The organism is Nonomuraea roseoviolacea subsp. carminata (assembly GCF_024172185.1).
In the GTDB taxonomy this organism is placed as follows: Bacteria; Actinomycetota; Actinomycetes; order Streptosporangiales; family Streptosporangiaceae; genus Nonomuraea; species Nonomuraea roseoviolacea.
The window spans coordinates 3,024,465-3,036,345 of sequence record NZ_JAMZEC010000001.1 but is presented as its reverse complement, the minus strand read 5'-3'; the positions used below and the strand labels follow the sequence as shown (position 1 = coordinate 3,036,345).

The window sequence follows — 11,881 nt, the reverse complement described above, 5'->3', positions numbered from 1 at the left end:
TCTACTTGCGTCGCCCTATTTACGGCGGCTCGCCAGGTCCGCCAGGGCGGGCGGCACCCAGCGCCTGGCCGTCTGCCGGAAGGAGGTCTTCCACTCCTCGCCCGGCCGCTGCTTGAACTTGGTGTCGTGCTCGTCCAGCACCTCTTCCTCCGGGCGGCCGTTGGTGTAGTAGTACAGCGCCATCGACCGGCGGGCGCGGTCGTCGGGGCAGGTCAGCGGCTCCGGGTGGCCGTGGTTGGCCTCGTCGGTGGTGGCGAACAGCACGAACCTGTTGAACACCGGCAGGATGCGGTGCTCGCAGGTGGTCATGTCCTTGTTCCAGAGCTGGAGGTGGCCGCCGTACGACTCCTCCCAGTCCTTGTTGAGGTAGAGCAACCCGTTCAGCCGCCGGTCGAGGTCGAGCCGGCGGTGCCGGTTGAAGTCGACGTGCACCTTCAGGAACCCGCCGGGCCGGATCTGGTGCAGGCCGCCCCCGTCGTAGTGCGGGTCGGACACCAGGTGCTCGATGCCGGTGAGCCGCTCCAGGAAGTCGATGAACACCTGGCCGTTGAACTCGGCCAGCAGGTGGCGGGTGGCCGGTCCCATCCGCTCGGTGTCGGCGAGCGCGAGCTTGACCTCGCGGGCGTTGTCGAAGCGCTGCCACTCGATGTCGCGGGGCTCGGGGAACTCGGCCAGGACCGGCTCCAGGACCTCGGCGGGCAGGAAGTCGTCGATGACGACGTGGCGGAACGGCGTGGCCTTGAGGAAGCTTTCGCGGTGACTGTCGGCGAGCGGAAGGAGTTCGTCGCGGTGGAAGGTAAAGCTCAGCGCTTGCTGCATCGGTGCTCCCCACCCTGAATGTCGGCGAAATGGCCCGGCAGTGACATCGCGGTGCACCGTTGTCTCGTTACAAATAGCTGGTAACGCCGGATACCGGGAAAAACGATGATCTGTGGGGGAGACACCCGTTTTCTGATACGGGAAGGAAAGCGTCTTGGACTTCTGGGGGACGGTCCTGGTCGTGTTCCGCAGGTGGTACGTCACGCTGCCCGCGCTTCTGCTCTCCCTCGCGGTGGCCTTCGGCGTCTACCGGACGATCCCGGCCGTCTACCAGTCGAGCGCGGTGCTCGTCCTGACCGTCCCGGTGACGGGCGGGAGCGTTCCAGCCAACCCCGACTACCCGAACCCCCGGGTCAACCCGCTGCTCAACTACGACGGCGCGCTCAACGTCTCCGCCTCGATCCTGCTCCAGGCGCTCAGCGCCCCCGAGACCGCGGCCACGCTCGGCGCGCCTCCGGGCGGCGACACCTCGTACGTGGTCCACAACGGCAGCTCCAACCCCGAGCTGCTGGCCAACGGCCCCTTCGTCATCATCGAGGCCAAGAGCCCGTCGGCGCAGGCGGCGCACGAGCTCGTCGTCAAGCTGGTGGCGCGGGCCAAGCTGGAGATGGCCGCCCGCCAGCAGGTGCTCCAGGCGCCGCCGAGCACGTACATCAAGATCACCGAGATGGTCGCGCCGACCGCGCCGCTGGAGCAGCGCGGCGGCAAGAGCCGGTCGGCGGCGGCCGTGCTGGTGCTCGGCCTGTTCGCCGCCCTGACGGCCGGATTCGCGGCCGAGAGCGTCGCCCCCGCGTTGAGACGGAGACTCGACGGGCTGCCGGGCCTGCGGCTGAGGCGGCGCCCGGCATGACCGCGACGGATTCCAGGGCGGCGGCCGCCCGGACGCGGGCGCTGCTGGAGGCGTCCGCGCTGCCGAGGCCGCACCGCGCCGACGGGGCCACGGTCGGCGTCGTGTTCGTGGTCGTCCTCATGATCGTCCCGGCTCGGCTGGTGTACCGGGGGCTGTCGTTCGCGATCACCCCGGCCGAGTCCATCGGCCTGTTCGCGCTGGTGTGGTGGCTGTGCGCGCACTTCACCAGCACGCTCGGCGCCGCCAAGGGCCGCACGCTCGTCCGCTCGGCGGTGTTCGTCCACGCCGCCTCGCTGCTGGCCACCTACGCCTACGCGACGGCCGGCCCGCTGCCCAGGGACGAGGTGGAGCTGGCCGACCACATGCTCGTCACCGCGTTCGCCATGATCGGCGTCGTGCTGCTCGTCGTGGACGGCGTGCGCGGCCGCGACCGGCTCGACCTCGTGCTGAAGACGGTCGCGGTGATGGGCGCGGTCCTCGGGGTGGTCGGCGCGGTGCAGTTCCTCTTCACCTTCGACCCGACGAAGTACATGGTGCTGCCCGGCCTGCGCTACACCCAGGAGGAGCTGTTCATCCTGGAACGCAACGGGCTGAGCCGGGTGGCGGCCACCACCGGGCACCCCATCGAGTTCGCGGTGATGTGCGCGATGATCCTGCCGATCGCGCTGCACTTCGCCTTCCAGGCACGGGAGCGGGGCGGGCCCGCGCTGCGCTGGTGGGTGTGCGCGGGGCTGATCGGGGCCGGGATGGTGTTCTCGGTGTCGCGCTCGGCCTTCGTCGGGCTGGCCGGCGCCGCCGTGGTGCTGCTCGCGGGCTGGCCGAAGGTGCGGCGGCTGCTCGCGGCCGGGGCCGTGCTGGTCTTCCTCGGGGCCGTGAAGCTCGTGGTGCCGGGCGTGCTGGGGGCCATCGTCGCGCTGTTCACCAACATCTCGAACGACTCCAGCCTGCGCTGGCGGACCATGGACTACGCCGCCGCCACCACCGAGATCGGCCGCCACCCCTGGCTGGGTCGCGGGCTCGGCACCTGGTACGCCCCGAAGTACCTCGTCTTCGACAACCAGTACATCCTGACGACCGTCGAGACCGGGATCATCGGCGTGCTGGCCTTCGCGGGGCTGTTCGCCGCCGGCATCTGGTCGGCGCTGCGCGCCCGGCGCCTGCTGGCCGACGCGGCCTCCCGCGACCTCGGGCTCACGCTGGCGGCCTGCCTGGTGGTGCCGCTGATCGGCGCCGCCACGTTCGACCTGCGCGCGTACGCGGTGATCACCGGCCTGTCGTTCCTGCTGGTGGGCGCGGCCGGCGCCCTCCTGCGCGAGGCCCGCGACGCCCGGGCCGCTCCGCCCGGTGGGCCGGCGGATCGCGCCCGGCCGGCCGGCGGCGCAGGGGAGGCCGGGCTCAGCCGAGCAGACGCTCCCGCGCCTCCTTCCACGAGCCCGCCGCCAGGTCCCGCGCGCTGATCGCGGTGACCGGCAGTGGCCAGCCGATGCCGAGGTCCGGGTCGTCGTAGCGCACGGTCAGGTCCTCGGCCGGGTCGTGCTCCCGGTCGATCCGGTAGCACACGTCGGCCTGCTCGGTGAGCGCCTGGTAGCCGTGGAAGAGCCCCGGCGGGACGTACAGGTGGGCGAACTCCTTGTCGTCGAGCACCACGCTCCAGCTCTCGCCGAACGTCGGCGAGCCGGGCCTGGCGTCCACCAGCACGTCGTGGATCGCGCCACGGGCGCACCTGACCAGCTTGGCCTCGCCCCGCCCCAGCCGGCAGTGCATGCCCCGCAGGGTGCCGAGCCGCGAGCGGGACTGGCTGTCCTGGACGAACGCCGCCGGGTCGAGCCCGTGCGCGGCGGCCAGGGCCGTGTCGAACGTGCGGGTGAAGAAGCCCCTGTCGTCGTGGTGGGGGGTCGGGACGAAGATCAGGACCCCGTCGAACGCGCCTCTCTCCACTCTCATGCGCCCATGATCGCCGCCCGCCCGCCCTGCCGGAAGCCCTCGCCCGATCTGGTCAAGCCATCCTCGACCGGCGCGCCGGAAACCCTCAGGCGCCCGCCGCGCGGGGCCTCTGCCGGATCCCGGGTAACGGGTTTATCTCCTATGCCGATTATTTCGTGAAAGGTCGTGAAGTTAGGTCGGCGGCGCGAAGGAGCGACACCATTCCGGCGGATCCCTTCCTCACGACCGATCCCCCGGCGCGGGTGCGCGTCGGCGCGGTCCACGTCATGGCCCTCACCGAGGCCGCCGTCGCCGAGCACGTCGCCCGCGCGTGGGCGGCCGGCCGGGGCGGCGCGATCGTCACCGCCAACGTGGACATCGTCCGGGCCGCCACCCGCGACCCCTCCCTCGCCGAGCTGGTCGCCGGCTCCGAGCTGGTCGTCGCCGACGGCATGCCCGTGGTGTGGGCGGGCCGCCTGGCCGGCACCGCCGTCCCCGAGCGGGTGACCGGCTCCTCGCTCGTCCACACCCTGTCCGCGCGGGCCGCGCGCGCCGGCCGTTCCGTCTACCTGCTGGGCGGCGACCCCGGCGTGCCCGAGGCCGCGGCGGAGGCGCTCGCGGCGCGCAGCCCCGCGCTGCGGATCGCGGGCGCCCTGTCCCCGCCGTACGGCTTCGACACCGACCCCGTGGCGTACCGCGAGGTGATCGGGCAGGTGGTCGCCGCCCGCCCCGGCCTCGTGCTCGTCGGTCTCGGCTTCCCCAAGCAGGAACGGCTCATCCGCGACCTGCGCCCCGACCTGCCCGCCGCCTGGTTCCTCGGCTGCGGTGCGGGCATCCCCATGGCCGCCGGCCAGTTCAGCCGGGCCCCGCGCGCCCTGCAACGCGCGGGCGGCGAGTGGCTGCACCGCCTCGCGCTGGAGCCGCGCCGCCTGGCCCGCCGCTACCTCCGGGACGACGCCCCCTTCGCCCTCGCGCTGCTCGCCGGCGCCCTGCTCAGCCGGTTCCGACACTCCTGAGTCCCGACGCTCCCGAGAGGCCGTGCCCGCATGCTCGCGATAGTGATCGTCACCTACTTCAGTGAGCGGGTCGTGGGCGACTGCCTGCGCTCGCTGGCCGCCGCCGGAGCGGGCGACGCCCGGGTGATCGTGGTGGACAACGACTCGGCCGACGCGACCCTCGACCGCGCCCGCGAGGCGCTGCCCGCCGTGCAGATCGTCCCCACGGGCCGCAACGCCGGGTTCGCCGCCGCCGTGAACGCCGGGATCGCCGCCGCACCCGGCTGCGACGTGCTCGTGCTCAACCCCGACATCCGGCTCGCCCCGGGCGCCGTCACGGCGCTGCGCGAGGCGCTGGCCGAGCCCGGCACCGGCATCACGGTCCCGCGCCTCACCGACGACTCCGGCCACCGGCACCTCTCGCTGCGGCGCCGCCCCACCGTGCTGCGGGCGCTCGGCGAGGCGCTGCTCGGCGGCCACCGCGCCGGACGCGTCCCCGCCCTGGGCGAGCTGGTCGTCGCCGCCGAGGCGTACGAGCGGCCCGGCACGCACGACTGGGCGACCGGCGCCGCCTGGCTGGTCTCCCGCCGGTGCCTCGACGCCACCGGCCCGCTCGACGAGCGCTACTTCCTGTACTCGGAGGAGACCGAGTACATGCTGCGCGCCGGCGAGCACGGCTTCGCCGTCCGCTACGTGCCGGCCGCCCGCGCCGTCCACCTCGGCGGGGAGCAGTCCACCTCCAGCCGCCTCTGGGCGCTGTCCGCGGCCAACCGGGTCCGGCTCCACCGCCAGCTCCACGGCCTCTCCGGCGCCCTGCTCATGCGCCTGGCCGTCACGCTCAACGAGGCGCTGCGCGCCGCCGCCCGCGGCCGGGCTGGGGGAGAGCGCCATCGGGCCGCCCTGCGCGCCCTGTGGCCCCTGCCGCGCTGGCCTCGGGAGACCGCGCGGCCGGCGCCCGGCTACGTCTGCTTCTCCGCCCAGGACTGGTGGTACCACAACCAGGCGCACTCAGACTTCCAGCTCATGCGCTCGATCGCCGCGCACCGCGAGGTGCTCGTGGTCAACAGCATCGGCATGCGCATGCCCACTCCCGGGAAGTCCACCCAGGTGGCCCGCCGGATCGCGCGCAAGCTGCGCAGCGTCGCCAAGCTCGTGCGCGAGCCGCTGCCCGGCTTCCACGTCATGTCGCCGCTGCCGCTGCCGTTCTACGGCTCGCCCCTGCTCCGCGCCCTGAACGCGACGCTCGTCCGGGCCCAGGTGCGGGCCGTGTGCCGGGCGCTCGGCATGCGCCGCCCCGCCGTCGTCGTCACCCTCCCCACGGCCTGGGACGTGGTGCGCCCCATGGCCAGGCGGTCGCTGGTGTTCAACCGCTCCGACCGGCACTCGGCGTTCCCCGAGGCCGACGCCGCCACCATCGGCGCGATGGAACGCGCCCTGCTCGCCCGCGCCGACCGCGTCGTCTACGTCAGCCGCGCCCTCATGGCCGAGGAACGCCCCCTCACCGGCGAGCGGGCGCACTTCCTCGACCACGGCGTGGACCTGCGCCACTTCACCAGGACCGCCGACCTGCCGCCCGACCTGGCCGACATACCGGGTCCCCGGATCGGCTTCTTCGGCGCCCTGGACGACTTCGTCGTGGACTTCGAGCTGCTCGAACGCCTCGCCGTCGAGCTGCCGGAGGCGTCGCTGGTGCTCGTCGGCGACTCGACCGCGCCCATGGAGCGGTTGACGAAGTACCCCAACGTCCACTGGCTCGGTTTCCGGCCCTACGAGCGGATCCCCGCGTACGGGTCGGGCTTCGACGTGGCGATCATGCCGTGGCGGGACAACGCCTGGATCCGCCACGCCAACCCGATCAAACTCAAGGAGTACCTCGCGCTCGGCCTGCCCGTCGTCAGCACCGAGTTCGCCGAGCTGGCCGCGTACACCGACCTGGTCAGGAGCGCCGCCACCCACGCCGGGTTCGTCGAGGCGGTCAGGCGCACGCTCGACACGGGCGGCCCGGCGACACCCGAGGAGCTGCGCGCGTCCGTGCGCGAGGCCTCCTGGTCCGCCCGCGCCCGCGAGCTCATGGCGCTGGCCGAGGGCGAGCGCTGATGCGGGTCCCCCGCCCGCTGCTCGCCGCGCTGGTCCTCCTCACCGCGGCGGCCCTCGTGTGGGTGGTGCTCGACCTGCGCCGCGCCGGGTCCGGGCCGCGGGAGACCCCGCCCCCCGGCCCGGCCGCGTCCGCCCCGGCCCTCGCGCCCGTCGACTGGGAGGGCGGCCCCGCCTACTACGCCCGCTTCCCCGCCACCGCCGCCGCCGGCTGGACCGACCCGTCGTTCTTCCCCGTCGGCGTCTGGTACGAGTCCGTCATCACCCAGGACGACGTGGACAAGGACCGCGAAGCCGGCATCAACACCTACGTCGAGCTGACCGAGACCAGCGACATGGCGCTCATCAGGAAGAACGGGATGTTCGCCATCACCGGCAAACCGATCGCCGGGTACGGCCCCGAGACCGTCGCCTGGCTCGTCACCGACGAGGCCGACATGTGGGCCGGCCCCGGCGACGACGGCTGGACCGGCAACTTCCCCGGCCAGGGCCCCCTGTGCGTCCCCGACGACCCGCACAAGGAACGCTGCGGCTACACCGTGATGAGGACCCTCAAGGACCGCCTGCCCAAGAACGACGGCCGCCCCCACTACGCCAACTACGGCAAGGGCGTCATGATCTGGCAGAACGACCGGCAGGCCGGCCGGTTCGTCAACGACTACACCGACCTCGTCTCCCTCGACGTCTACTGGTACACCAGCTACTACGCCTGCCTGGACGCCCAGAACTCGCTGAAGTTCCGCGCCGACCAGTGCGCCAGGGCCGCCAACTACGGGCTGCTCATCGACCGCCAGCGCAAGCTCGACGCCCTCGACGGCAAGCGGCAGCCCATCTACGCCTTCGTCGAGGTCGGGCAGCCCGCGCCCGAGGACCGGCGGGCGATCGGCCCCGACCAGCTCAAGGGCGCCGTCATGAGCTCACTGATCCACGGCGCCCGCGGCGTCGTCTACTTCAACCACAGCTTCGGCGGCCGGTGCCAGAGCCAGCACGTCCTGCGCGACGCCTGCGGCGCGGCCACCCGGCCCGCCGTCGCCGAGGTCAACCGGCAGATCAAGGAGCTCGCCCCCGTCCTCAACACCCAGTCGCTCCGGCACGACTTCGGCAAGGGCGTCGACACGATGCTCAAGCGGCACGGCGGCGCCTTCTACCTGTTCGCCATGCCCGGCGCCGACGGCGGTCCCGGGTCGCGCACGTTCACGCTGCCCCCCGGCGTCCCGGCCGGGCACGTCGAGGCGCTCTTCGAGAACCGGCGGATCCCCGTCACCGGCGGCGCCTTCACCGACTCCTTCGCCGAGGAGAGCACCTACCACATCTACAAGATCACACCCTGACGGGCGGCGTACCAGGCGACCGTCCGCCGCAGGCCCTCCTCCAGCCCGACCCGCGCCTCCCAGCCGAGCAGCTCCCGCGCCGGCCCCGTCTCGGCCGACTGCGGCACGTCCAGCGGCCGGTCGGCCACCGCGCCGAACCGCGGCCCGCCGCCGGCCCCGACGACCCGGTACAGCAGCTCCACCACCTCCCGGACCGACGCCCGCAGCCCCGTGCCCACGTCGAGCGCGTGCCCGACGGCCCGCCCGCCCGCGCCCGCCGCGGCGAACGCCTCCACCACGTCGTCCACGAACACCCAGTCGGCCACCTTCGCGCCGCTGGTCAGCCGCGGCTCCTCGCCCCGCAGCAGCGACAGCGTCACGTAGGGTACCAGCTTGGTCGCGTCACGCTGGCCCGGCCCGTACACCATCGTCGGCCGCACGATCGTGCACGGCACCCCCCACAGCCGGTGGAACAGGTCCGCGTACCCCGAGGCGGCCGCCTTGGCCATCGCGTACGGCGACGGCGGCGCCGCGTGCCCGTTGCCCGGCCGCGGCTCCTCACTCGACCCCGCCAGCACCACCCGGCTCCCCGACCGGGCCGCCGCCGCCAGCACGTTGACCGTGCTCGTCAGGTTGCCCGTCAGCGTCGGCAGCACCACGTCCACCTCGCGGGCGCCGTCCACCTCGCCCGCCAGGTGGTGCACCACCTCCGGACGCACGGCGGCGAACAGCTCCTCCACCGCCCGCGCGTCGCGCAGGTCAACCTGGTGCCACACCACGCCCGGCTCCTCCGGCCGCGGCGAACGGCTCACCCCGTGCGCCTCGCCCGCCGCCCCGAGCCGCCGCAGCAGGTGCGAGCCGATGAAGCCGGTGGCGCCCGTCACCAGTGAGCCCGACATGACATCCCCCGATAGGTTGTCCGGACATGACGAAGGGGGCGGCTCACCGCCGCCCCCTCACCGCCGCTGTTAACCGATGCGCCAGGTGTCGCCGCCCATCAGCAGCTCGGACAGGTCGCCCGGCCCCTGCTGCGCCACGGCCTCATCGAGCTGCTCGGCCATGAGCACGTCGTACGCCGGCCGGTCCACCTGGCGGAAGATGCCGATCGGCACGTGCTCGAACGCCGGCTCGTCCAGCCGCGACAGCGCGAACGCCAGCGACGGGTCGGGCGAGTGCGCGTCGTGGACGAGGATCCGCTCGGCCGCGACGTCGGCCCGCGGCACCACCGCGATGCGGCCGTCGTCGCCCCGCACGACCGCCTTGGACGCCGACACGATCGGCTGCCCGTGCTCCAGCCGCAGCGTGATGTCGTCGCGGACCTCGGGGTCCTTCAGCGGCTCGAAGGCGTTGTCGTTGAAGATGTTGCAGTTCTGGTAGATCTCCACCAGCGACGTGCCGCGGTGGGCGGTCGCCTCGCGCAGCACCGACTGCAGGTGCTTGCGGTCGGAGTCGATGGTGCGGGCCACGAACGACGCCTCGGCGCCGAGGGCCAGCGAGATCGGGTTGAACGGCTTGTCCAGCGACCCCATCGGCGTCGACTTGGTGATCTTGCCGACCTCGGAGGTCGGGGAGTACTGCCCCTTCGTCAGGCCGTAGATCCTGTTGTTGAACAGCAGGATGTTGAGGTTGACGTTGCGGCGCAACGCGTGGATCAGGTGGTTGCCGCCGATCGACAGCGCGTCGCCGTCACCCGTGATCACCCACACGCTGAGGTCCGGCCGGCTCGCGGCCAGGCCCGTCGCGATCGCCGGCGCGCGGCCGTGGATCGAGTGGAAGCCGTAGGTGTCGAGGTAGTACGGGAAGCGCGAGGAGCAGCCGATGCCCGAGACGAACACGATGTTCTCGCGCCGCAGCCCCAGCTCCGGCAGGAAGCTCTGCACCGCGGCCAGGATCGCGTAGTCACCGCAGCCGGGGCACCAGCGGACCTCCTGGTCGGACTTGAAGTCCTTCAGGGTCTGCTTGGCGTCGGTCTTGGGGATGAGGGACAGGCCCTTCCCGTTGAGCAGCTCAGTCACTGTCGATCACGTCCTGGATCACCCCGGCCAGCTCCTCGGCCTTGAACGGAAGGCCGCGCACCCGGTTGTAGCTGATGATGTCGACGAGGTAGCGGGCCCGCAGCAGCAGCGCGAGCTGGCCGAGGTTGATCTCGGGCAGCAGCACCTTGTCGTAGCCCTTGAGGACCTCGCCGGTGTTGGCCGGCAGCGGGTTGAGGTGGCGCAGGTGGGCCTGCGCGACCTTGCCGCCGGCCTTCCTGATCCGCCGCACCGCCGCCGCGATCGGTCCGTACGTCGAGCCCCAGCCCAGCACGAGCACCCGGGCGTCGCCGTCGGGGTCGTCCACCTCCAGGTCGGGCACGTCGATCCCGGCGATCTTGGCCGCGCGCAGCCGGACCATCAGGTCGTGGTTGTTGGGGTCGTAGGAGATGTTGCCCGTGCCGTCGGCCTTCTCGATGCCGCCGATGCGGTGCTCAAGGCCCGCCGTGCCGGGGATCGCCCACGGGCGCGCCAGCGTCTCCTCGTCGCGCTTGAACGGCAGGAACGCGCCGTCCTCGCCGTTGGGCTCGGTGGTGAACGCCTGCGAGATGTCGGGCAGCTCGGAGATCTCCGGCAGCCGCCACGGCTCGGAGCCGTTGGCGAGGTAGCCGTCGGACAGCAGCATGACCGGCGTGCGGTACTTCACCGCGATCCGGGCCGCCTCGATCGCCGCGTCGAAGCAGTCGCTCGGCGACATCGGCGCCACGACCGGCACCGGCGACTCGCCGTTGCGGCCGTACATCGCCATCAGCAGGTCGGTCTGCTCGGTCTTGGTCGGCATGCCGGTGCTCGGACCGGCCCGCTGCACGTCCACGATGATCAGCGGCAGCTCGGTGGTGACGCCGAGCCCCACGGTCTCCGCCTTGAGCGCCACGCCCGGGCCCGAGGTCGTCGTCACGCCCAGCGCGCCGCCGAACGCCGCGCCCAGCGCCGCCCCGACGCCCGCGATCTCGTCCTCGGCCTGGAAGGTGCGCACGCCGAACCGCTTGTGCTTCGACAGCTCGTGCAGGATGTCGCTGGCCGGCGTGATCGGGTACGAGCCGAGGAACAGCGGCAGCTTCGCCTGCACCGAGGCGGCGATCAGGCCGTAGGCCAGCGCCTGGTTGCCGGAGATGTTGCGGTAGACGCCCGGGGCCAGCCGGGCCGGCTTGACCTCGTACGACACCGAGAACGACTCGGTCGTCTCGCCGTAGTTCCAGCCCGCCTGGAAGGCCGCGATGTTGGCCTTGGCGATCTCGGGCTTCTTGGCGAACTTCTGCTGCAGGAACGTGATCGTGTGCTCGATCGGCCGGTGGTAGAGCCACGACAGCAGGCCGAGGGCGAACATGTTCTTCGAGCGCTCGGCGTCCTTCTTCGACAGGTCGAAGCCCTCGAGGGCGGTGACCGTCAGCGACGTCAGCGGGACCGCGTGGACCCGCCACTCCGCGAGGCTGTCGTCCTCCAGCGGGTTGGTCTCGTAGCCGACCTTCTGCAGGTTGCGCTTGGTGAACTCGTCGGTGTTGACGATGATGTCCGCACCGCGGGGCAGGTCGCCCAGGTTGGCCTTCAGCGCCGCCGGGTTCATCGCGACGAGCACGTTCGGCGCGTCGCCGGGCGTGAGGATGTCGTGATCGGCGAAGTGGAGCTGGAAGCTGGACACGCCGGGCAGGGTGCCGGCGGGCGCGCGGATCTCGGCCGGGAAGTTGGGCAGCGTGGACAGGTCGTTGCCGAACTCCGCCGTGCCGGCGGTGAAGCGGTCACCGGTGAGCTGCATGCCGTCGCCGGAGTCGCCGGCGAAGCGGATGATCACGCGGTCGAGTTGCTGGACCTGCTTAGTCACAGCTCAGTCCTCCTCGACGCGCCAATGCGCGGTCGCTT

General features: G+C 72.5%; 10 protein-coding genes. 5 read left to right on the top strand and 5 right to left on the bottom strand.

The window, feature by feature from the left end; all coding sequences use genetic code 11:
• Positions 1-15: 15 nt before the first annotated feature.
• The gene (locus HD595_RS14000) at positions 16-819 is read right to left on the bottom strand and encodes a 2OG-Fe(II) oxygenase (RefSeq protein WP_253769074.1); all 804 of its coding nucleotides are present in this window, start codon (positions 817-819) and stop codon (positions 16-18) included.
• 154 nt (positions 820-973) lie between these two features.
• Here HD595_RS14000 and HD595_RS13995 point away from each other — a divergent pair, with 154 nt between their 5' ends.
• Positions 974-1,669, top strand: a complete 696-nt coding sequence (locus HD595_RS13995; protein WP_253769072.1) for a hypothetical protein — start codon at positions 974-976, stop codon at positions 1,667-1,669.
• Positions 1,666-3,126, top strand: coding sequence for an O-antigen ligase family protein (locus HD595_RS13990; protein ID WP_253769070.1), 1,461 nt, complete (start codon positions 1,666-1,668; stop codon positions 3,124-3,126). The genes HD595_RS13995 and HD595_RS13990 overlap by 4 nt, the downstream gene beginning before the upstream one ends.
• Here HD595_RS13990 and HD595_RS13985 read toward each other — a convergent pair.
• A complete protein-coding gene (locus HD595_RS13985) occupies positions 3,065-3,613 on the bottom strand; it encodes a dTDP-4-dehydrorhamnose 3,5-epimerase family protein (protein WP_175604418.1) in 549 nt (182 codons plus the stop codon). The two genes, HD595_RS13990 and HD595_RS13985, sit on opposite strands and share 62 nt — an antisense overlap.
• Before the next feature lie 242 nt (positions 3,614-3,855).
• On the opposite strand from HD595_RS13985, the gene HD595_RS13980 reads away from it, so the two are divergent.
• From HD595_RS13980 to HD595_RS13970, 3 genes are read left to right on the top strand one after another with little or no spacing between them, the layout of a single operon-like run.
• Complete coding sequence (locus HD595_RS13980) at positions 3,856-4,608, top strand: WecB/TagA/CpsF family glycosyltransferase (protein WP_253769067.1); 753 nt, start codon at positions 3,856-3,858, stop codon at positions 4,606-4,608.
• A 30-nt stretch (positions 4,609-4,638) separates the two neighbouring features.
• Positions 4,639-6,684, top strand: a complete 2,046-nt coding sequence (locus HD595_RS13975) for a glycosyltransferase (RefSeq protein ID WP_253769065.1) — start codon at positions 4,639-4,641, stop codon at positions 6,682-6,684.
• Positions 6,684-8,012: a hypothetical protein gene (locus HD595_RS13970; RefSeq protein ID WP_253769063.1), complete on the top strand. Its 1,329-nt coding sequence runs from the start codon at positions 6,684-6,686 to the stop codon at positions 8,010-8,012. The genes HD595_RS13975 and HD595_RS13970 overlap by 1 nt, the downstream gene beginning before the upstream one ends.
• Here HD595_RS13970 and HD595_RS13965 read toward each other — a convergent pair.
• The 3 genes from HD595_RS13965 to HD595_RS13955 all read right to left on the bottom strand — a co-directional run bounded on the left by HD595_RS13965 (position 7,994) and on the right by HD595_RS13955 (position 11,843).
• Positions 7,994-8,890, bottom strand: coding sequence for an NAD-dependent epimerase/dehydratase family protein (locus HD595_RS13965; protein ID WP_253769061.1), 897 nt, complete (start codon positions 8,888-8,890; stop codon positions 7,994-7,996). The genes HD595_RS13970 and HD595_RS13965 overlap by 19 nt on opposite strands.
• A gap of 69 nt (positions 8,891-8,959) precedes the next feature.
• Positions 8,960-10,006, bottom strand: coding sequence for a 2-oxoacid:ferredoxin oxidoreductase subunit beta (locus HD595_RS13960; protein WP_253769059.1), 1,047 nt, complete (start codon positions 10,004-10,006; stop codon positions 8,960-8,962).
• Positions 9,999-11,843, bottom strand: coding sequence for a 2-oxoacid:acceptor oxidoreductase subunit alpha (locus HD595_RS13955; RefSeq protein WP_253769058.1), 1,845 nt, complete (start codon positions 11,841-11,843; stop codon positions 9,999-10,001). The genes HD595_RS13960 and HD595_RS13955 overlap by 8 nt, the downstream gene beginning before the upstream one ends.
• Between the last annotated feature and the right edge of the window lie 38 nt (positions 11,844-11,881).